The sequence below is a fragment of the Corynebacterium hindlerae genome (assembly GCF_014117265.1).
In the GTDB taxonomy this organism is placed as follows: domain Bacteria; phylum Actinomycetota; class Actinomycetes; order Mycobacteriales; family Mycobacteriaceae; genus Corynebacterium; species Corynebacterium hindlerae.
Window position 1 is genome coordinate 2219923 of the sequence record NZ_CP059833.1, and the last position, 20728, is coordinate 2240650.

At 57.3% G+C, this 20728-nt stretch carries 18 protein-coding genes; 10 read left to right on the top strand and 8 right to left on the bottom strand.

Going from position 1 to position 20728, the window contains the following annotated elements; genetic code table 11:
• The first annotated feature begins 45 nt into the window (after positions 1-45).
• The 7 genes from HW450_RS10790 (at position 46) to HW450_RS10820 (ending at position 7116) form a co-directional block, all read left to right on the top strand.
• Positions 46-1569: an MFS transporter gene (locus tag HW450_RS10790; protein WP_182385621.1), complete on the top strand. Its 1524-nt coding sequence runs from the start codon at positions 46-48 to the stop codon at positions 1567-1569.
• Positions 1570-1722: 153 nt separating this feature from the next.
• Positions 1723-2490 carry a class I SAM-dependent methyltransferase gene (locus HW450_RS10795; RefSeq protein ID WP_182385622.1) on the top strand — a complete coding sequence of 256 codons (768 nt, stop codon included), beginning with the start codon at positions 1723-1725 and terminating at the stop codon, positions 2488-2490.
• A gap of 12 nt (positions 2491-2502) precedes the next feature.
• Positions 2503-3588 (top strand): ABC transporter substrate-binding protein, encoded by a 1086-nt coding sequence (locus tag HW450_RS10800; RefSeq protein ID WP_182385623.1) that lies wholly within the window; start codon positions 2503-2505, stop codon positions 3586-3588.
• 9 nt (positions 3589-3597) lie between these two features.
• On the top strand, positions 3598-4656 hold the full coding sequence (locus HW450_RS10805; protein ID WP_182385624.1) for a FecCD family ABC transporter permease: 1059 nt from the start codon (positions 3598-3600) through the stop codon (positions 4654-4656).
• Positions 4653-5423: an ABC transporter ATP-binding protein gene (locus HW450_RS10810; RefSeq protein WP_182385625.1), complete on the top strand. Its 771-nt coding sequence runs from the start codon at positions 4653-4655 to the stop codon at positions 5421-5423. Before HW450_RS10805 ends, HW450_RS10810 begins: the two co-directional genes overlap by 4 nt.
• Before the next feature lie 106 nt (positions 5424-5529).
• Positions 5530-6882, top strand: coding sequence for a TRAP transporter large permease subunit (locus tag HW450_RS10815; RefSeq protein ID WP_182385626.1), 1353 nt, complete (start codon positions 5530-5532; stop codon positions 6880-6882).
• A 9-nt stretch (positions 6883-6891) separates the two neighbouring features.
• Positions 6892-7116, top strand: coding sequence for a hypothetical protein (locus tag HW450_RS10820; protein WP_182385627.1), 225 nt, complete (start codon positions 6892-6894; stop codon positions 7114-7116).
• On the opposite strand, the gene HW450_RS10825 is transcribed toward HW450_RS10820, so the two are convergent.
• Positions 7106-7810 (bottom strand): GntR family transcriptional regulator, encoded by a 705-nt coding sequence (locus tag HW450_RS10825; RefSeq protein ID WP_182385628.1) that lies wholly within the window; start codon positions 7808-7810, stop codon positions 7106-7108. The two genes, HW450_RS10820 and HW450_RS10825, sit on opposite strands and share 11 nt — an antisense overlap.
• Positions 7811-7938: 128 nt before the next feature.
• On the opposite strand from HW450_RS10825, the gene HW450_RS10830 reads away from it, so the two are divergent.
• Positions 7939-10719, top strand: a complete 2781-nt coding sequence (locus HW450_RS10830) for an FAD-binding and (Fe-S)-binding domain-containing protein (RefSeq protein WP_182387514.1) — start codon at positions 7939-7941, stop codon at positions 10717-10719.
• Between the two features lie 192 nt (positions 10720-10911).
• Here the strand turns inward: HW450_RS10830 and HW450_RS10835 are convergent, their stop codons facing one another.
• A complete protein-coding gene (locus tag HW450_RS10835; protein ID WP_182385629.1) occupies positions 10912-12420 on the bottom strand; it encodes a glycosyltransferase in 1509 nt (502 codons plus the stop codon).
• Between the two features lie 145 nt (positions 12421-12565).
• A complete protein-coding gene (locus HW450_RS10840) occupies positions 12566-12829 on the bottom strand; it encodes a hypothetical protein (protein WP_182385630.1) in 264 nt (87 codons plus the stop codon).
• Between the two features lie 320 nt (positions 12830-13149).
• On the opposite strand from HW450_RS10840, the gene HW450_RS10845 reads away from it, so the two are divergent.
• Together HW450_RS10845 and HW450_RS10850 are read left to right on the top strand one after the other, a co-directional pair.
• On the top strand, positions 13150-14622 hold the full coding sequence (locus tag HW450_RS10845; RefSeq protein ID WP_232843250.1) for a peptide MFS transporter: 1473 nt from the start codon (positions 13150-13152) through the stop codon (positions 14620-14622).
• A 118-nt stretch (positions 14623-14740) separates the two neighbouring features.
• Positions 14741-15796, top strand: a complete 1056-nt coding sequence (locus HW450_RS10850) for a ParA family protein (RefSeq protein WP_182385632.1) — start codon at positions 14741-14743, stop codon at positions 15794-15796.
• Positions 15797-15799: 3 nt separating this feature from the next.
• Here the strand turns inward: HW450_RS10850 and HW450_RS10855 are convergent, their stop codons facing one another.
• From HW450_RS10855 to HW450_RS10875, 5 genes are all read right to left on the bottom strand, one after another.
• Positions 15800-16849 carry an ElyC/SanA/YdcF family protein gene (locus HW450_RS10855; RefSeq protein ID WP_182385633.1) on the bottom strand — a complete coding sequence of 350 codons (1050 nt, stop codon included), beginning with the start codon at positions 16847-16849 and terminating at the stop codon, positions 15800-15802.
• A 78-nt stretch (positions 16850-16927) separates the two neighbouring features.
• On the bottom strand, positions 16928-17875 hold the full coding sequence (locus tag HW450_RS10860) for a siderophore-interacting protein (protein WP_182385634.1): 948 nt from the start codon (positions 17873-17875) through the stop codon (positions 16928-16930).
• Entirely contained in the window at positions 17872-18684 is an 813-nt protein-coding gene (locus tag HW450_RS10865; RefSeq protein ID WP_182385635.1) for an ABC transporter ATP-binding protein, read from the bottom strand. Before HW450_RS10865 ends, HW450_RS10860 begins: the two co-directional genes overlap by 4 nt.
• A 31-nt stretch (positions 18685-18715) precedes the next feature.
• On the bottom strand, positions 18716-19732 hold the full coding sequence (locus HW450_RS10870) for a FecCD family ABC transporter permease (RefSeq protein ID WP_182385636.1): 1017 nt from the start codon (positions 19730-19732) through the stop codon (positions 18716-18718).
• Entirely contained in the window at positions 19729-20649 is a 921-nt protein-coding gene (locus HW450_RS10875) for a FecCD family ABC transporter permease (RefSeq protein ID WP_232843386.1), read from the bottom strand. Before HW450_RS10875 ends, HW450_RS10870 begins: the two co-directional genes overlap by 4 nt.
• Positions 20650-20728 lie beyond the last annotated feature (79 nt).

Below are 20728 nucleotides of genomic sequence, written 5' to 3' on the forward strand. Positions count from 1 at the left end.
AGGGTGTGATTAAGGCGTGACTAATGAGAGGAAGGTAAGCGGATCATGGAGGTCAAAACCGCAGTAACTGGAACCAAACAGCCGTACGCGATGCGGTGGTGGGCCCTGGTGGTACTCATGCTGCCTGTCCTGTTGGTTTCAGTCGACAACACTGTGTTGGCCTTCGCACTGCCCGAAATTTCTACTGCACTGCAACCAACAGGCAACCAGCAGCTGTGGATTGTGGATGTATATGGTCTAATACTCGCTGGATTGCTTATTCCCATGGGGGCATTGGGGGACCGTTGGGGCCGTCGGCGTTTGCTGCTGATCGGTGGGATTGGTTTTACTCTCACCTCGATCATTGCTGCACTTGTTCCGACCGCATCCTTGCTCATTGCCTCCCGGGCGGTCATGGGATTCTTTGGGGCGTCGTTAATGCCTGCGACGCTGTCTCTCATCCGCAATATTTTCACGGTGCCCAAAGAGCGACGGCTCGCAATTGCAGTCTGGGCTTCCTGTTTTTCTGGTGGCTCCGCTCTTGGCCCCATCGTGGGCGGTTTCCTCCTGGAGCACTACTACTGGGGCTCCATCTTCTGGATGTCCGTCCCAATTCTGGTTCCCATGGTCCTGCTAGCGCCACTGGTGGTGCCAGAATCGAAAGACACCCAGCCCGGGCCCATCGACGTGCCGAGCATTCTGCTCATGCTGGCAGTGATGGTGCCACTGGTCTACGGCATCAAGGACGTGGCCCATCAGGGTTTGAGCCCGTGGATTGGTGTGGGTGCCGTGATAGTGGCTATTAGTGCGTGGTGGCTGATTCGCCGTCAGCTGCACGCTGCCTCGCCAATGTTTGATGTTCGGTTGTTCATGGAGCGGCACTTTACCGGTGCTGTGCTGGCCAACCTGCTGAGCATGATGTCGCTGGTTGGGTTCCTCTACTACATTTCCCAGCACTTCCAATTGGTCAGCGGGCACAGCCCCATGGTGGCAGGGTTGCTGCTACTGCCTGGAACCGCCGCCACCATCCTGGCTGGGCTTGTGGTGGTGAAACTGGCTGCGTGGTTGAGTCCCCGCCAGCTGGTGACGGCAGGGTTGCTGCTCAACGCTGTCGGTTACTTCATGATAATGGTCGCAGGAGATGCTGGTTCCGACTGGGGTCTAGTGGCGGCGTTCATCCTGGTAGGAATTGGGGTAGGAGCTGCCGAAACCATTTCAAACGACATGATCATGGCGGCCGCTCCTCCGGCAAAAGCTGGAGCCGCGTCTGCAATATCAGAAACGGCTTATGAGATCGGCGCGGTCTTGGGCACCACGGTGCTCGGCTCGGTGCTTAATGCTGCATACCGACGCTCGATCGAGATCCCGGCTGGCATCAGCCCCGATCAGGGTGATATCGCTCGGGAAACGCTCGGCGGAGCAACCGAGATTGCGCTCCGAATAGGGGGAACTCCAGGTGCGGAGCTTCTCGCTTCCGCACGCCACGCGTTCGACCACAGCGTGGTGTTTTCTTCCAGTATTGCTGTTGGCCTGATGTTGGGGGCAGCGACCCTTTCTTTGATCCTGCTGCGAGGAGCAAAACTCGATTAAGGAGCCGAGTTGCAAATGTTGTGAATAAACATTCACAAAATGGGTTTAGTAAGCTCATTAAGGTACCGTTTAAGAAAAACTTTTCTAACGGTGGTCTAGTTCCGCCTCCACTCGCAGGTGGAACCAGACCGAAACCTTGTAGGAGCTTGTAGGATGCACAACGCCGCCGACCGAACTGACTATTGGGACGCGAAAGCTGAAGGTTACTTAGCTCGATTGCAACAGAAGCAGTCCGACTTGCTCTTGGAAACCTTGGCGGAGGTTGGTGCAATACCGGAAGCGGGCACGGTGCTTGATGTATGTTGCGGTCCTGGCTGGCATCTCAGTCAGCTCGCCGGCCACATCTCCCGTGGGCTCGGGGTGGATTCTTCACCAGGAATGATCACACAGGCACGACGTGCTGCAATCGCTGCTGGCATCGACAACGTTGAGTTCCAACAACTGGATTGGCAGCGCGAGCCAATCTCTCAGGAAAAGTTCGACCTGGTGATTGCTAGCAAATGCCCGGCGGTACGAACTCCAGAGGATGTTGTGCGGCTCCAAGAGCTGTCCCGCGGATGGTGTGTGAACACCTCGCCGGTGTATCGACACATCGATGTGCTTGATGTGCTGCTGGAACGCATGGACATCAATGCAAAACAAGACCCGCACGGTGGCGCGCAAAAGATGGCTGACAAACTTGTCGCGCTCTGGCAATCAGGAGCCGCCCCTGAGCTGCGGTATGAAGGCGGCGAGTTCGTGACATCGATGGATCAGGAAACCGTGCATCGGGAATTGCAGGTTCACGCCAGCATGTATGGCAATGAACTGTTCGAGGCAGCAGACTCCTACTTCAATGAACGCGGGGGAGAGACCATTGACGTCACCGTCACGATGCGTTTTGTTCTTGCCATTTGGCAGGTTCCGGGATTCAACCAGTAGAAGGGAAAACCCATGTTCAAGAAGGCCTTTGTTGCGGTGCTCAGCGTTGTCGCGTTGACAGTTGCCGGTTGTGGCTCCCCGGAGGACACCCCGCCAGCAGCAAGCGCGCAGCAGCTAACAGTCACGGACATCAATGGCCGTGAGATCACCTTCGACAAGGAACCCCAGCGCGTCGTGGCTGCTGGGCCACGCACATTGCGGATGCTGACCTACCTGCAGATCACGGAGAAGCTGGTGGGCGTCGAACAGATCGACAGTGACAGCAAAGTGAGCAAACCGTACGCCTACGTGCATCGCGAAGAATTTGGCAAGCTCCCCTCAATTGGCAAAGGTGGGCCCGGAGCCGAGCCGGATATGGAAGCGCTGATCGGTGTAAACCCAGAAGTGATTGTGGCCACGTGGGATGCGAAAACCGCAGACGATGTCACCGCCACCACCGGGATCCCCGTCATTACCGTGCTTTACGAGGACCTGTTCGACCCCAAATTCGAGCAATCGCTGCACATTCTTGGCGAAGCCTTTGCCAAGCAGGAACGCGCAACCACCCTCATCAAGGCAACAGGAGACATGCGCGACGACCTCAAAGCGCGTGGCGAAAAAGTGCCTGCCGAACAGCGCCCGAGCGCCTATGTGGGTGGGGTTTCTTTCAAAGGGCCACACGGGATCACGGGTACCCACGGCGCCTACCCACCACTAGCTGCGATTGGTGCTAACATCGTCGCAGCTCCGGCAGGGAACAAAGCTGTCACCGTGGACGTCGAGGACCTGGTGAATTGGAACCCGGACGTCGTCTTCCTCACCGCAAGTAACATGAACATGATCCGCGATGATGTGTCATCCCGCCCGCAGCTTTACGACGAAGTGGCCGCGTTCCACAACGGCAAGCTGTACACCCAGCTGCCGTACAACTTCTACGGCGCCAACATTGAGATCGCCATCGCTGACGCGTACTATGCAGGCACCGTGCTCGCGCCAGAGGCCTTCAACGATATCGACCCCGTGAAGAAATTCGACGAAATCACAGAACTATTCCTGGGTAAAAAGCTGTATGCGGATTTTGAGGCCGCAGGTCTGACTTTTGGCAAGGTGGAACTCTAACTGAACGCCGTGCAAAAAGACCGCACTGCCCTCCGTGCCCGGTATCAGCATCATCGCACCCGCCGAGCATTAGTCATCGTTGGCCTGATGGCAGCTACGGCGGCTGCCTTCTTCCTCGCGTTGTCCATCGGTGGGACATCCAGGCAGTTCCTCGGGGTATGGGAAGCCTTCGCGCCGGGAACCCGAGGGCACCTTGTACTGATGAACGTCAGGTTGCCACGGGCGTTAGCGGCGCTGTTGGCCGGCGTTGCTCTCGCCGTAGCGGGAGCAACGATGCAGGCGGTACTGCGCAATCCGCTGGCGTCCTCATCAACAGTGGGAGTATCTCAGGGCGCAGCATTCGGGGCTGCTATCTCGGTGGTGTTTTTTGTGGGATCGTCGTCGAAAAGCTCAGGCGTGGTTGACACCAATCCGACAGTGACGGCGCTGTGCGCGTTTGTGGGGGCGCTCGCTTCGGTGGCGGTTATTGCGCTGCTCGCGCGACAACGGGCTGCCACGCCATCGGTAATCATTCTGGCGGGTGTGGCGCTGAGCTCGCTGTTTACCTCCGGGACGTCACTGATTCAGTACTTTGCGGATGAGCTGCAGATCGCGGCGATTGTTTTCTGGGCGTTTGGCGATCTGGGGCGCGCTCGGTGGCCGCACTTGGTCGTGATGACTGTGGTGGTTGTGCTGGCGCTCGCGTTTTTCGTCTGGAAAATCTGGTCCTACAACGCGCTGGACGCGGGGGAGGACGTGGCGCAAGCACTGGGCGTCAACGTGATCCGGCTGCGGACCTGGACACTGATCATCGGCGCTGCCGCAACCGCCATGGTGGTGTCTGTCGTGGGAGTTATCGCTTTCGTTGGTCTCATCGCACCCCACATTGTCCGGCGATTAGTGGGGGAGGACTACCGATATGTGCTGCCGGGCTCCGCACTGGCGGGAGCGTTGGTGCTGCTGCTTGCGGACACGTTTAGTCGCCTGATCATTGCCCCCACTGTGCTTCCAGTTGGTGCCGTCACTTCATTTCTTGGTGCGCCACTGTTTCTCATGATTATCCTTCGGCAACTTCGGAGGCAGCCATGATCCGCGCAACAGGCCTGTCCTTTTCTTATCCGCACCGCTCGCCGACGCTTACCGACGTCAGTCTCCATGTTCCAGCCGGAAAAGTGTGCGCGATTTTGGGTAACAACGGCGCGGGAAAATCTACTTTGCTCCACTGCCTCTTGGGAACACTTGGGGCGAAAACCGGCACTGTGGAGGTCTGCGAACGCGAGATCACCAGCTACAGCACCAACGAATTCGCCCAAACAGTGGCCTATGTGCCACAGCGAAGTGAAACATCACCCACGATGGTGTACGACGCGATCCTGCTCGGAAGAATGCCACACTTCCTACTCGGACCCCGCGCCGAAGACCACGCCGTGGTGGAACAGACTATCGCCTCCCTCGGGCTAGATGACATCGCCTTCAGATATCTCAACGAGCTCTCCGGTGGGCAGCAACAAAAAGTGGCAATCGCCCGTGCCCTGGTTACCCAGCCTAAAGTGCTGATCCTGGACGAGCCGACCAGCAGCCTGGACGTGAAAAACCAAGCAGAGGTGCTCGCTCTCGTCCGCAAGGCAGCCCACACGCACAACATGTCAGTAGTGATGGTCGTGCATGACCTCACTCAAGCACTCAATCACGCGGATACCCTTTGTCTGTTGCACCAGGGCCGCAGCACCTTCATCACCCCTGACCACGCGCACGGCCACAGTGACGAGCTAGCCAACATATTGACTGAAACTTTTGGAATTCCCATCGAGGTGACACAACTACGTGGGCGGTACGTCGCAGTGACGCTTGAGTAGGGGGTGTTTGCTGGCGAATAAAAAAACAGAAAGTTTTCTCCATCCAACATGTAACATGCTACGGTGATGTGCATCACTTTAGCTTGAACTATGTAGAGGAGGGGATATGGGAATCGTTGCCTTGGCGGTATTTATCGGCGTCGCAGTCGTGATTAACGTGGTGATGAAACGCGACATCTCAGAAGCTTTGTTGGTGGGCTTAGTCGCTGTCGCCGCGCTGGGAGGAAAAGACTTTTTCCACCTGTTAAAGGCAGGCGTCATTGCTGGTGCCCAGAATGAAGTCTTGTTTGCCGGTTTGGCGTTTGTGTTTATGGGCGCAATCGTGAATGCGACTGGCTTGATCGACCGGTTGATTGCCATTTTGAACTCGATGTTCGGTCGCGTCCGCGGTGGTGCGGGATATGTGTCTACCTTGGGCTCTGCGATAATCGGTCTTGTCGCAGGTTCTACGGCTGGTAACTCGGCTACAGTCGGTTCGGTTACTGTGCCGTGGATGAAGAAAACTGGCTGGTCATCTGAGCGTGCAGCGACCCTCGTAGCAGGCAACTCCGGTTTGGGTGTGGCTCTGCCGCCGAACTCCACGATGTTCATCATCCTTGCGCTACCCGCAGCCATGGGGGCAACGGCTTCGAGTGTGTACGTAGCCCTTGCTTGTGCTGGCGCGTACGCTGTGCTCTACCGACTCCTCCTTGTGGCGTACTGGGCCAAAAAATTCAATTTGCCCAAGGACACTGCCGATACCCACGTTCCTCTCAAGCAGTCATTCAAAGAAGGATGGAGCTCCCCGGCGATTTTCTGGGGAATCTTAATCCCGGTTTTCATCACCATTGGGCCACTGGCTCAGTGGCTGTCCCAGCCAGAACATGTCGGTGACAAGGCTCTCAAGGCCGTGTCCATCATCGTGTGGGTGCCAATTCTCATCTCCGTGATCGCGGTGATTGAAGGCTTTAAGCATCTCAAGAACGATATTCCGAAGCTGAAGCAGAATTTGGTCAAAGAAATTCCGCAGTTTGCCACGGTAGGTATTTCGCTCTTTGCGGCGCTTGGCGCTGCGGAGATTATGGATGAATTGGGCGTAGGCGATGAGCTTAGTGCTCTGCTTGGCAGCTTGGATTTGCCGAAGATTCTCATGATCGCTCTGGTCGCGGTGCTGACCATCATCGTGGCGACTCCACTTTCTTCTACGGCTACCGCTGCAGCTGTTGGTGCTCCTGCCATGGCTGCTCTGACCGCCGTTGGTCTGGATCCGACGCTGGCGGTAATCGTGATTCTTCTCTGCAGCTCGACTGAGGGTGCATCCCCGCCAGTTGGTGCGCCGATTTATCTCTCTGCGGCTATGGCGGATGCAGAACCCTCGAAGATGTTCGTTCCATTGGTGGCATGGTTCGTGGTGCCGATGGTGTTGTTGGCAGTGGTCATCGGTATGGGATGGCTTCCGATTTACATTCCAGCAGGATAGGAGCAGGACATGTCAACTGTATTTCACCTAGCAAAAGTTGTGTTTTACCTTTCCCTGGCACTGTTTCTTGCCGGCGGTCTGTTCATTGTGCTAGCGCAGTTCGCTGGGCTGGTCGCGCTGGATGGGGAGTGGGTACTGTGGGCGGGGAAGAAGTTCTCCAAAATCGTCTACAGCTGCGCAGCGGTGTGCGCAGTAAGTGCCTTCGTGCTCAACTACCAAAAAGCTAAGCAGTAAACTGCTCCCACAGTAGTTGCAGATCCTCGGCTTTAGCATCGGGCATTGCTTGCTTCAGAAGGAGTTGTCCTGTGGTGGTCACATGCCCGGACATTGCTGATCGGGCTCCGGCGATATCTCCGTCCGCGATCGCTTCGAATATGGGCTGGTGCTCGCGATGGATATCTAGCAAAGTTCGGGATGATCCAGCGGTGCTGGCTCCGATCAGGCGTGTGTTGGTTCGGAGCCGGTCGATGAAATCACGGCCCCGTGGACTGTTGCCGGCTCGCAGGATTTCCGCGTGGAAAGCTTGGTCGAGGTCGAAAAAGTGGTCAGAGTGTCCTTGGTGGGCTGCTTGTTCCATCGAATTGAGCAGCTCTTGCAGATTGGCGATTGCCTGAGTATCCGCAAGAAGCGCGGCGCGACCGGCTGCTCCAGGTTCAATGCTCAGGCGAAGAGCGAAGATTTCTGCGACATCCTCGGGGCGAGTGCGTCGGATCTGAAAACCGCGATTTCGTACGAACATGATTAGGCCTGCTTCTTCGAGTCGAAGTAGTGCGTCGCGCACGGGAGAGCGGGAAATGCCAAGCTGATCTGCGAGTTGGTAAACGCTGTACCATTCGTCGGCGGTCATGGAGCCGTCAAAAATAGCGCTGCGAACGTGGTCCATAACCTGTTCGGTGAGGGTGTTGGCTCGAGTTACGCGCATCATCATGCCCTGGATAGTAGCAGCAGACCCTGTAACATGTTACTGAAGCTATAGGAGGTTCACCCCACGTGAATAACATAACCACCGACCAGAATTACTTTGCCAAGGTCTCTCGCACGGGACTTCGGACGGATATGACTACCAGGGCAGCGTATGTGTCGGACGCATCCATTTACCGCCGGGTGCCCGCAGGTGTGGTGGAACCTCGCACCAAACAAGACATCCTCGATGCTTTCGATATCGCCCGAGAGAACGGCTGGCCGATCGTCGGTCGCGGTGGTGGCACCTCAGTTGCCGGTAATGCGATGGGGGAAGGGCTGATTATTGATACCTCCCGCCACTTCAACCGTATCCTGTCCATTGATCCGGAGACGCAGACCGCCGTGATTGAGCCTGGGGTGGTGTGTGACCAGCTGCGTGACGCGGCTGCCGAGTTTGGGCTGACTTACGGGCCGGATCCTTCCACGCATAGTCGCTGCACTGTCGGAGGAATGGTGTCCAACAATGCGTGCGGGTCACACTCCGTCGCGTGGGGTACTGCGGCCGAAAACCTCGAGGCAGTCACTGTGCTGCTTTACGACGGTCGGGAAGTTACTCTTTCCAAAGGTGCTGCGAGTGACTCCGATATTGAGGCAGCGTTACATTCCCTTGTTCAGGACAATGCGGATCTCATCAGGGAATCTCTTGGAAGGTTTCCTCGCCAAGTTTCTGGCTATGGGCTGCACTACCTGTTGGAGGAGCGTGGCTTCGATGTGGCTAAGGCGTTCGCGGGAACGGAAGGGACGTGTGGAATCATCACGTCGCTCACGGTAAAGCTGGTGGAAGTGCCGAAGGCGAAAGCCTTGGCGGTGCTTGGTTTTTCTGATGTTTTCGCCGCGGCTAAGGCCGCACCGGTTCTCCGTTTGGAAAACGTGACCACCATCGAAGGGATGGGTGGTGACCTGCTGGGTGCGCTGCGTGCAAAGAATGGCCAGCAGAATGCGGGAGCCAACCTGCCGGGAATCCGCAAAGGTATGGATACCGGTGGTTGGTTGTACTGCGAAGTGACTGGTCCAAGTGCTGAAGAGGCACTGGCGCGTGCAGAGGACGTTGCTCGCACTGTGGACACCGTGGACTTTGTGGTGGTAAGCGATCCAGTACAGATGAAGGAACTGTGGCGGATTCGTGAAGCATCGGCGGGCATTGTTACGCGATTGCCGGATGGCGGAGAGGCATGGCCTTCCTGGGAGGATTCCGCGGTGCCACCGGAAAACTTGGCAGACTATCTGCGGGATCTGTACGCCTTGATGGAAAAGTATGAGTTGCAGGGCATCCCGTTTGGCCACTTTGGAGAGGGCTGCGTGCATGTTCGGATCTCCTTCGACCTCGGCAGCGAGGAAGGCGTAGCGGTTTTTCACGCGTTCATGAATGAAGCCGCTCAGCTCGTGTCTCACTATGAGGGGTCGCTGTCTGGAGAACATGGTGATGGGCGAGCACGCAGCGAACTGCTGAAATACATGTACAACGAGGAAATGCGGCGCCTCTTCGAACGGTTTAAGTTGATCTTTGATCCAGAGCGAGTATTTAATCCGGGCGTGCTGGTGTGGGCTGATGAGGTAGTTGATGGGATACGACCGGGCCCGAGACAGCGGGAATTGGAACTAGTTCCTACACATAAGTTCTCCAAGGACAAAGGCAGTTTTGTTAACGCGGTGAATCGGTGCGTGGGGGTCGGCGCTTGTCGATCCATGGACAACGCGATGTGCCCGTCGTTTCAGATCACGCACGATGAAGTGCATTCCACCCGAGGACGGGCGCGTATCTTGTCTGAGATGTTCCGCGGTGAGTCCGTCAAAGATGGCTACCGCGCTGAAGAGGTCAAAGAAGCTCTTGACCTTTGCCTTTCTTGTAAAGCTTGTGCGTCAGAATGCCCGGTGAACGTGGATATGGCGACATACAAGGCTGAGTTTCTCAACGAATTTTACGCCAAAAAGATCCGCCCGATGGCTCACTACATGATGGGCTGGTTGCCACTGAGTGCGCATCTGTTGCACAAGATTCCTGGTGTTGGATGGGCCGTCGATAAGGCCATGCATACGCCCGGACTACGCACCGTCATAGCGCACTTGGGTGGTTTGGACACTGGTCGCCCGCTGATTCATTTTGCGCCACGCAGCCTGCAGAAATGGGGATCACGGCGGAAGGGCCAGCAACATTCGACGCAAGTGGTGCTGTGGCCGGATACCTTCAATAATCACCTTGATAGTTCCGCAGGCGAGGCGGTGGTAAAGCTGTTAGAAGTACTCGGCTACCAGGTGATCATCCCACAAGGTTTTGTCTGCTGTGGCCTCACTTTCCATTCCACTGGTCAGTTGCAGATGGTGAAACGCGTCCTGACCCAAACGGCCAAGACCATGAAGCCGTACCTCGAACGAGGGATGACAGTTGTGGCGATAGAGCCCTCCTGCACTGCCATGTTGCAGCACGATATTGCCGAGCTTTCCGACGACCCGTTGGTGGAAAAACTGTCAGAACTTACGGTCTCGTGGAGTAGTTTTGTTGCGGCAAGGCTACGAGAACTGGACATTCCACTGGCACAGGAAGAAATCTCTGCTCTCACCCAGGTGCACTGCCACGAGCGGTCCCTGGGGGATCGCGCCGGGACCTCGGAGATCCTGGCAGCGTTGGGAATCACGGAGGAGACCATCAGCACTGGCTGCTGTGGCCTTGCCGGAAACTGGGGTTATGAGGCCGGTCATGCGGAAATGTCCTTTGAACTCGGAGAACGGGAGGTATTTCCGCGAGTCCGCGAGCATGAGGGCATTGTGCTGGCCGATGGCTTCTCCTGTCGGACCCATATCGAGCAGGGAACTGGTGTGAAACCTCAGCATCTGGCGCAGGTGTTGGCGGAGAAGCTGCGACGCTCTGGTAGCTAACCCGAATTTGATCCAAGTACGTATTCAGGATTGGGACGCGAGCTGATAGGGACTTGCCTCGAAAAACAAATCCCTATCAACCTCGATTGCTAAAACCCCAGGTCATTCAAGTGGATAGGCGTAGGGATTTAATTTTCGCTAGCAAATAGCTATCCAAGCGCCGCCGGGCGCTAATTAATGCCTCGTGAAACCTCAGTGCCTGTCGCTTAGCTCCTCGTATATGTCCATCATTGCCTCGGCCTGGGATTCCAAATTCCACTGCCCGGCTAGTTCTTGGGAGCGGGAACGGGCGCGGTCGGACCACGCGGGATCAGCTAGACGGTCAATAACTTTGAGCAGTGCGGCGGCAAAAGCAATCGGGGTGGCGCCACCAAATTCGCCGTTGACACCGGGCTCAATCACTAGGTCTAGTTCCGTGTCCGCGAGCACGATGGGAAGTCCTGCTAGGGCGGCTTCGTGCAGGACCAGCGCCTGCGTGTCAGTAGTGGAGGGGAAAGCGAACACGTCGGCCATGGCGTAGTACGCACCCAACTCAGAATGCGGTTGCTCGCCGGGCAGGATCACCTGGTATTTTTCCCGCATCTTGGCGAGGCGTCGCCGCAGTGATTTAGTGTGTTCCCAATCGCCGACTACCATCAACTGGGCATCTGGCCGGATCTCGGCGACGAGCTCGAAGGCGTCGAAAAGGAGCGTGAGTCCTTTCTCCGGGGCAATGCGGCCGGCGTACATGATGAGTGGGCCGGTGCCACGCTCGATGGGGGCAGGGCCAGCAGGCAGCTTATCGACGCCATTGGGCACACAACGCACATCCGCACCAGGAGCCAGTAACAGCGCGCGACTTTGAGTTTTCGGTGACGGCGCGGTGACAATATTTGCCTCGGTGAGCATGCGCCGCATTAATCCGAGGAGGGAGGCGTTGTCCCCCAACTCCAGGCGTGCTTGCTTGATATCGCTCAGGGCGTAGACCTCGGAGCGGTTCATTTGCGCAAACAGTCGCACAACTCCACGCAGCACCGGCAAGATAGCCGGATAGTGCTCGGCATAGGCGTCGAAGTCGGTGTGCCAGGTGACCACGAGTGGGATGTCATGGCGCACAGCCGACCACAGACCCAACACCCCAATCGGACCAAACCCATGCACATGGATCACATCGGGTTGGAGCTTGCCGATCTTTTTAATAGTGGACGTGAATTTACGCCCCGAGGCAATCCGCACGGGCAGCTTAGGGACCACGACGGAAGGCAATCGGATTTCCTCCCGATTCGGGTTTCCCTGGTGTGGGTTGCGTCCCTTTGCCTTCGGAGCGACGACAATCACCTCATGGCCACGGCTCAAAAGATCGCCCTCCAGCTGCTGTACCGCAATCAATAATCCGTTATGCGCTGGCCCATAGTTATCTACAAACTGGGCGATCTTCAGCTGACGACTCATAGCCACCAAGATAGTGCCACCCAAGCCGTTGCGCTTATTGGCTAGTGAAAAGCTTTTCCAACGGGCCCCAGTCATGACGTAGTGCCGCCAAGACGCAACACACTCCGGCCAGTGTGGACAGCCGTGGAGCAAGAGCGAGTAAGCGCCGAGCGGATCGAATACTTGGAGCGGGGCCATCCCCAACTCTCGCAACGTGGACGCCCGGGTGAACGTCGCTGAGGTGGAACCGAACCACGTAGCCACCACCGCAGCTGCCAGATTGAGCGTCAAACCGTGTCGTCCCACCGCTGGTAATGGCTTCCAAGCCGGAAGTAGTGAAAAGGCGCCACTCGTGAGAAGGGCGGTCCCGATTATCCGTAGCGGAGTGACAACCGTGAACTGGTCTACACCTGCAGTGATCATGAATTGAAAGGGCTCAGGCTCCCGCCGCTGTGGCGATCCACGGCCGGGGAGCCGACAGCATAGCCAACAGGGCAGCGACGAGGATGGGGGCGGGACGGTCGTCGTGAAGCTGCGCAAAATCCAGCAGCACTGCCAGGGCGGTCGCCGGAATGATAGCCCAGCGCGGGCACCGTGACAGGACGCTGCTAGCCGTTATGACGAGGCCAAACGCTACCGGGAGGGACTCCGCTGAGCGCGAGGACACCTCAAAGAGGATGAGGCCCCCAGCAAAGGTCACTCCCAAAAGCGCGAGCCGACGCCAGTGCCGGGCATCTCGGCACAGCAGGCCAACGCCGGCCGCAAAGTGCGCCCATAGCTACCGATAGCAGTGGCATACTTACAGACCTAGGAAGCGGAAGGAACCGCCAGGTCAGGAGCAGCAAGGTTCCAAAGCCGACAAGAGGGAGGGCAGGACTGCGTAGCTGAGTTGGCATTACCTCACGATATCGCGGAGCGGAACCAAGTTGCTCCTGGTCACAGGGGAAGCAAGAAAAACACGGTTTCTGTAGAACAATTGCTGTTTGTCATTACCCCCGAAAGAGGAGAATAATGAGCTGCATGTCACAAGCAGCTATGCAACGTAGCGCAGAGCGCACGTTTTTCGGTCATCCCTGGGGCCTTGCCAACTTGTTTGGCGTAGAGATGTGGGAGCGGTTCAGCTTCTACGGCCTCCAGTCGCTCCTTTTGTTCTACATGTACTACCAGACCACCGAGGGTGGACTGGCTATGGACAAGAAACTAGCTACGGCTATCGTCGGCGCCTACGGTGGCATGGTCTACTTGTCTGCGATCATCGGTGGCTGGGTAGCCGACCGCCTGTTGGGTGCCGAGAAAACAGTGTTTTACTCGGGCATCGTGATCGTCTTTGGCCATGCCTCCCTGGCCATCATCCCAGGTTACGCAGGCATGATTATTGGTCTGATCTGTATCGCGTTGGGTGCAGGCTGCCTAAAGACAGCCGCGGGAACCGTGCTGGGCAACTTGTACGCCAAAAACGATCCACGTCGCGACGCCGGTTTCTCTGTTTTCTACATGGGGATCAACATCGGCGCCCTGATCGGGCCAATGTTGACGGGTGCGCTGTGGAAGTGGTCCGGATTCCACTGGGGCTTCGGTGCCGCAGCGATCGGTATGACACTCGGGTTGATTCAGTACGCGGTAATGCGCAAGCACACCATCACTCCAGAAACCCACGCCCCGGTCAACCCGCTGCCGAAGGAGAAGATGCCGCTGCTGGTGGTGGGGACCGTTGCGGGCATCGCGATCATCGTGGCGCTGTTTTACTTCAAGATCCTGCATGCAAAGCAGCTGTCCAATATCGTGGTCATCATCGCTGTGCTCACCTCGCTGTTCCTGTTTGCGCAGATGTTTACTTCTCCGCTCACCCGCCCGGAGGAGAAACGACGACTGCTGGGCTACATCCCGATGTTCATCGGTTCGGTGACGTTCTTTACCATCTTCAAACAGCAGTTCACGGTGCTCGCCGTGTACACCGATAAGCGGCTTAACCACACGTTTTGGGGGGTTGAGATCCCACCGTCATGGATTCACTCCATCAATCCGGTGTTCATCATCGTGTTCGCGGCTGTCTTCGCGGGGCTGTGGTCTTGGATGGGAGAGCGGCAGCCTTCCGCGCCACTGAAGTATGCACTGGGTACGTTTGTCATCGGCATCGCGCCGCTGGTTTTCCTTCCATTTGCAGGTGGCGGTGAGCTTTCCACTCCATTCTGGGTAATTGTCTTGGTACTCTTCCTGTTCACCATGGCGGAATTGCATATCTCCCCGGTGGGTCTTTCCATGGCAACTCGCGTAGCACCCGACGCATTCAAGGCTCGCGCGATGTCTTTGAACCTGTTGTCGCTGTCTATTGGTACTGCGCTTTCCGGCACTCTGGCTGGCTACTATGACCCAACGTCGGCGACCGCCGAACGGACGTATTTCATCGCGCTGGCCGTTTCGGCCTTGGCTGTGAGTGCGGTGCTGTTTGTGCTGGTGAAGCCGGTCTTGAAGGCGTTTGGTGGGGTGAGGTAAGCCACCGCTGTTGGGCAGGCTTATCGACGTCCACCTGCCCGGCATCCCTCATGCCGCCTTTTCGTGACACTTTTGTTATATTTGGTTCTTTGAACCACGAAAAACAAAGGACGACGCGGTGCGCACAATCAGCTTTTTCAACAATAAAGGTGGCGTGGGAAAAACAACTCTTTCCACCAACGTTGCCCATTACTTTGCTAGCCGCGGTAAGCGCGTCCTTTACGTTGACTGTGATCCGCAGTGCAACGCTACCCAGCTGATGCTGAGCGAGGAACAAACCGAGCGGATTTACCTCAACAGCTTGGACAACGAAGCTGCGGAGAGAGATTCTTTGGCTAATACGGTGTATGCGATCTTCGTGCCACTGCGGGAGGGTGAATCGCAGATCAATACCAACATTCGCCCGTTTCGTTCGGAGCGGTTCGGGGTGGATGTCCTGGCCGGGCATCCGGCGTTGTCGCAGATTGAAGACTTGATGAGTGACGCGTGGCAGTCAGCGCTGAGCCGGCAAACCGGCCCGTTTCGTCGTATCCATTGGGCCGGTCAGCTGGCAGTAGCAATGGAGGAGCAGGATCGCTACGATGCGATCTTCTTTGACGTTGGCCCCAGCCTGGGGCCGTTTAACCGCACTGTCTTGCTCGGGTGCGATGCCTTTGTCACCCCGACAGCCACCGATCTGTTCAGCTTCCATGCCTTCGGAAACCTTGCCCGCTGGTTCAAGGATTGGGTCAGCCAGTATTCCGAGATGTGCGAGGGTAACCTCATGGAATGGGCACGCTTTTCCCCTGATGTGGATGCAAAAACGAAAGCCCTGCGCTTGGGTGGATACGACGGTCAGGGGCTGCGCTACCTGGGGTACACCACGTTGGAGTACATGAAGCGAAAGTCTAACGGGCAAGAGCAACTTGTGGGCGCCTTTGAACGCTTTCGCGGGAAGTTCGCTACCGAAGCAGAGCGGATTAAAAAGGCCCTGAGCAATTACTCCCGGGCTGATCTGCTCGGCCACGTGCCACACATGCACTCCATGCCTGCCACAGCACAGGACGCGCATGCGCCCATTATGGCGCTCACCAGCGCTGACGGGGTGAAAGGTGCCCAAATCAACCAGCGGGACAACTATGCCACGAAGATCAATGAGGTGGCAGCCCGGGTATACGATGCCTTATTTTCCTAGGCGCTAAGGCGTGCTGAAATCGGACATGATGAGCCCCGCCAGCACGCTTAAGATGCCGAAGGCGATCACTGACCACTTGTGATCGACGACGATAGCGATGAATTCACGCACCTTTGCGCTCGGCCAGAAATAGCGGGCTGTCCGTGCCCCGGTGGCATAGCCATCAAGGCCGGCTTTGCGCATCATCAGCGCTCCGCGGAAGGCGTGGTAATCGGAACTTGCTACCGCGATCCACGGGTCGTGTGGCACCCGGTCCTGGTCGCGGAGCAGCTCGGCAGAATACGTAAGGTTTTCCTCCGTGGTGGTCGATTTGTCCTCCACGATCACCCGGCTCGGGTCAACACCTTGGGAGATCGCGTATCGCGCCATGGCTTCTCCTTCGGCGCAAGGCTCGTCCGTTCCTTGGCCACCGGAAAATACCAGCACAGTATCTTTGCCACTATCGATTGCGCGCTGCGCTACCTTAATGCCGTGGTCTACTCGGCTGCGGAGCAATGGGGTGAGCTGGTCGGGATCGCGAACCTGGGCGCCAAGAACAATGACAGCGTCCGGACGTTTGCCGAAACGGTTGAAAAACCACTCGTAGAAGATCGTGTACGTAATGAAGCACACGAAAGCCAGGCCAATGTAGACGACCGTGGGAAATGCTGCCACAAACACCAGTTCAACCCGGGTGAGGTTTCTTTCCATCATTGAGGAAAGGAAGGAGAAATAGAACACTCCGGTGTAGATAAACAGAGCAGCGCCGATGATGCCGGAGGTCAATGCTGCGACCGACCTGCCCTCTTTGCGCCACACGATGAACATGTTGACCAGCAAAAACCCACCCAAGACAAGTGGGGCGGACGCCAACACGGCCATCAGTACCACGGCCATCACCAAAATGAGCGGCCCAGCCAGCCAGGAAAAGGCGAGGGAAACCCCAATCGCAATCGCCGCTATGACGATGAAAAACGTAAAAGTAAAGAGCACTCCCGGCCAAATGGAGCGAGGCTCTTTCCGGAAGAGCACCACAAAACCGATGATCAGCGCGAGGACGAGGAAAATAAGCACGCCCTCAACCTTATAAGCTCCACTACCATTGCGTCACACCGCTTATCGACGAACCAGTCAGCCCGCTCTCACAGGGGATCACCCCTGCATCGCAATGCCTCGTTTCCAATACCCCATGAATGAAATCTGTTGGCGTGGCACCTGGTTGTTAACCAGTAGCCTGCGCATCTGGATCACTGCGGAAGACTCACCCGCAATCCAGAAGTAAGTGTCAACAAAAGGTGACGTGCTTGGGGCACTCGCCTCAGCTGCCAGGGATTGTCCAGCGCGAGAAAAGCGAGGGGTTTCCCAGATGACCAGCTCCGGGTCGTATTCAGCGTCTTCGGTTTCAGGGAGCGTAGGCCGCTCAGCGGTCGCCTCCACCACCAGCCGTTCCAGGTGTTGGTACAGCAGGGAGCCTGGGGCCGCACAATCTCTGGGCAACATTTGGACAGAGACCCCGGGTGGGGCAATAAGCTCCTGCGCGTCGAGCTCGCAGGGAATCTCTATGAATACCGCCCCAGTTTTGCCGACGGGCCATTCCTCCAATGTTTTTGCGATCGCTGGTAGCGCAGTTTCATCACCGAGCATGACCACGTGGTTGTGGGGGTCCGGGGTGAATTCGATGCCGGTGCCAGAGTCGTCGTCACGCGCCGGGCCGATGAGGATGATTTCCTCGCCGACCTGCGCGGTGTGCGCCCAGGAGGAGGCCGGACCTGCGGCCTCGGGGTGCAAGACGAAGTCAACATCGAGCTCGTCGTGTGCTGTGCCTGCCAGCCTGCCTGCCGGTGCGCGTCGTAACGCTCGTATGGAGTAGGTGCGCATTACACCACGGGTGGTAGGTTCCAGGTCTTTCCAGGTGGCATACCAATTTTCTTCAGGCAACTCCGGCAAGGAGCCACCGTGGGGGATGATGAGTTTTATTCGCAGGTCGCGGACCGTATCTTTCGGGCCCATGTGCTCGACGCCGTGAAAGGTGATGCGCTGGAAATGAGGGGAAATCTGTTGGGTACGGGCCACGCGCACACGAAACGGTCGGAAGGTCATGAAAGCTCCTTTGCATAAGTGGTGTGGTGTCGGCCGATGGGAGAAACCGATGGCAGGCCCGAAACTGGGTCGGTCACGATGAGCGTTTCCAAGTCGAATGCCTCGCGGGTAAGACGTTGGGTCAGTACGTCACTGGGAGCGCCCACAGCATGCAGGTGCCCATCCCGCATCGCCACCAGGTTGTCCGAGTAACGCGCAGCAAGGTTTAAGTCATGCAGCACCATGATGATGGTGGTCCCGTGGCGCCTATTGAGGTCCGTAAGTAAATCGAGGACTTCCAGTTGGTGCTTGAGATCCAGGTACGTGGTGGGTTCATCAAGGAGCAACACATCAGTTTGCTGCGCTAACGCCATCGCGATCCACGCGCGCTGTCGCTGGCCACCAGAGAGATCTTCCAGGCAGCGAGTAGCAAGTTCATCAACTTCAGTTGCCGCCATTGCTTCAGCGACAATCTCGTAGTCGGTGGCACTCCACCGTCCTAAAATTCCCTGGTAGGGTGTGCGGCCGCGACCAACCAGGTCAGCCACCGTCATCCCCTCTGGGGCAATGGGAGACTGCGGGAGCAGCCCAAGCCGCCTAGCTAGTTCCCGTGAGGAGTAGGAATTAAGGGCCTTGCCGTCGAGTTCAATAACGCCCGCCGTGGGGCGAATAAGCCGGGCTAAGGTGCGCAGAAATGTTGATTTACCACAACCGTTAGGGCCGACGATGGAGGTGATTTTGCCGGGCTCGAACGAAATAGTCAGGTCCTTGACAATGGGATCAGCCCCGTATCCAGCAGACAGTGCACGGGCTGTTAGCGTTGTAGGCAATTGGGTCACTCCTTGGCGGTGGCGAGGGGTGTCAGTGGGAAGTTTTCACGAGCAGATAGATCAGGAACGGCGCGCCGAGGCTGCCGGTGATAACGCCGACTGGGTAGCGTGTGCCGACGAGGAACTGCCCGGCAAAATCAGCTGCCAGGATCAGTAAGGCACCGACAATTCCAGCAGGTAAAACCAAGTTTGCGCCACGCGGGAAAAGCCGCATGGCAATGGGCCCGGCCATGAACGCGACGAAGGAAATTGGGCCGGTAGCGGAGGTGGCAACTGAGATCAGTGTCACCGCACCGATAAGCAGTGCGCCACGGAGCAGATTGACCCGCAAACCGAGTGAGGTAGCGACATCGTCCCCCAGCCGGAGGATTGACAGTCTATGGGTGCCGATGAGCAGCAGCGGTACCACGACCCCGACGGTAACCATGAGTGGAAGGCCTCGCTCCCAGGACATATTGTTGAGTGAACCGGTCAGCCAGCGGGTAGCAGTGGGTAAATCCCAGGCGGATGCTTTTGACAACACGTAGCTGGTCCACGCTTGCAACATCGCTGCGACACCGATCCCCATCAAAATAAGTCGCGTACCAGCGAAACCCGATTTAATCGAGAGTAAATAAACCAGTCCCGCGACGCTTAACGACGTCACCAGGGCCACTGCCGAGACAACAGTCTGAGGCGCGTGAAATAACACGATCATGGTGGCGCCCGCAGCGGCTGCGCCAGCTGAAATTCCGATGATGTCCGGTGAGGCCAGCTGGTTACGCAGCATGGTTTGGAAGATGACCCCGGAAACCCCAAAGGCAAAACCAGCGACGATAGCAACGGTGGCGCGCGGGAGCCGTAGCTCACCCACCGTAAAAGACGCGCCGGGGACGGTGTCGCCACGTAATACGCCGATGACATCAGCAAGTGAGTAGAAGGAATCTCCCAGCATCAGGCTTCCCAGCCACAACGCTATGGTGAGAAGTGCGATGAGGCACAGCTTGATGAGCGTCGTGGTGGTAGCGCGTCGGCGATGGTGCCGAATGGTAGTAGCTAGTGGTGTCATAATTCCCGGATCCTTGTCTGGCGCACAATCCAGATGAACAGTGGCGCGCCGAGGAAAGGCATGATGATGCCAACTGCAACCTCTGACGGATTATTGAGCAAGCGCCCAGCGGTATCTGCGAGGGTGAGTAACACGGCGCCAGCTAGGGCATTAGCTGGGAGCAAGATTCGGTGATCAGTTCCGAGGACCATGCGAATCAGGTGCGGTACGATAAGCCCCACGAAAGCAATGGGGCCGGTCACGGCAGTAACCGTGCCACACAGGAGTACCGCTCCCAGTGTTGCCAACACCCGGGTACGGGTGAGGTTGATTCCGAGTCCGGTGGCAACATCGTCGCCGAGAGCAAGCGCGTTGAGTCCATTGCAGCTCAGAAAAACAATGATGAAGCCAATGCCGAGCATGGGCAGAGCTACCGAGAGGGAGTCCCACCTGGCGCCACCGACGGAGCCGATCTGCCAATTCCGGAACGCATCCATCACTTCGGCGCGTGGTAGCAAGATGGCGCTGGTCAAACTGGATAGCGCTGCGGCCGTGGCTGCCCCGGCGAGAGCGAGCTTCAGCGGTGTAGCTCCGCCGCGGCCGATAGAACCCACGCTATAGACGAATGCTGCAGCGGCGAAGGCTCCCGTGGCGGCGATGAGCATGGTGGGGAAGGGGCGAGAAACGTTGAAAAATGCAATACTGATGACCACAGCCAGGGAAGCCCCGGACAAGACCCCGAAAATTCCAGGGTCAGCCAGCGGGTTACGCGTCACTGCTTGGAAAACCACCCCTGAGGTTGCGAGCGTAGCGCCGGCACACAATGCCAATACGGTGCGCGGAATACGTGTCCATGCTGCTGCTTCGCCCGCGGTGTCTGTTGCTCCACGCAGTGCCGAGAGAGCTTCAGCGACGGTGATACTCCGAACCCCGAACATCAGCGAAAACACTGTTGCAACCAGCGTGAGCGTCAGCAAGATGAGAAACACCGTGGCGACGCGGGTTCGGGGAGCTCGG

Coding starts and splice junctions, on each gene's coding strand:
- HW450_RS10795 (WP_182385622.1), top strand. CDS start 1,723: ATGCACAACGCCGCCGACCGAACTGACTATTGGGACGCGAAAGCTGAA.
- HW450_RS10870 (WP_182385636.1), bottom strand. CDS start 19,732: ATGACACCACTAGCTACTACCATTCGGCACCATCGCCGACGCGCTACC.
- HW450_RS10845 (WP_232843250.1), top strand. CDS start 13,150: ATGTCACAAGCAGCTATGCAACGTAGCGCAGAGCGCACGTTTTTCGGT.
- HW450_RS10830 (WP_182387514.1), top strand. CDS start 7,939: ATGACTACCAGGGCAGCGTATGTGTCGGACGCATCCATTTACCGCCGG.
- HW450_RS10825 (WP_182385628.1), bottom strand. CDS start 7,810: ATGATGATGCGCGTAACTCGAGCCAACACCCTCACCGAACAGGTTATG.
- HW450_RS10820 (WP_182385627.1), top strand. CDS start 6,892: ATGTCAACTGTATTTCACCTAGCAAAAGTTGTGTTTTACCTTTCCCTG.
- HW450_RS10860 (WP_182385634.1), bottom strand. CDS start 17,875: ATGACCTTCCGACCGTTTCGTGTGCGCGTGGCCCGTACCCAACAGATT.
- HW450_RS10790 (WP_182385621.1), top strand. CDS start 46: ATGGAGGTCAAAACCGCAGTAACTGGAACCAAACAGCCGTACGCGATG.
- HW450_RS10815 (WP_182385626.1), top strand. CDS start 5,530: ATGGGAATCGTTGCCTTGGCGGTATTTATCGGCGTCGCAGTCGTGATT.
- HW450_RS10875 (WP_232843386.1), bottom strand. CDS start 20,649: ATGTTCGGGGTTCGGAGTATCACCGTCGCTGAAGCTCTCTCGGCACTG.
- HW450_RS10810 (WP_182385625.1), top strand. CDS start 4,653: ATGATCCGCGCAACAGGCCTGTCCTTTTCTTATCCGCACCGCTCGCCG.
- HW450_RS10800 (WP_182385623.1), top strand. CDS start 2,503: ATGTTCAAGAAGGCCTTTGTTGCGGTGCTCAGCGTTGTCGCGTTGACA.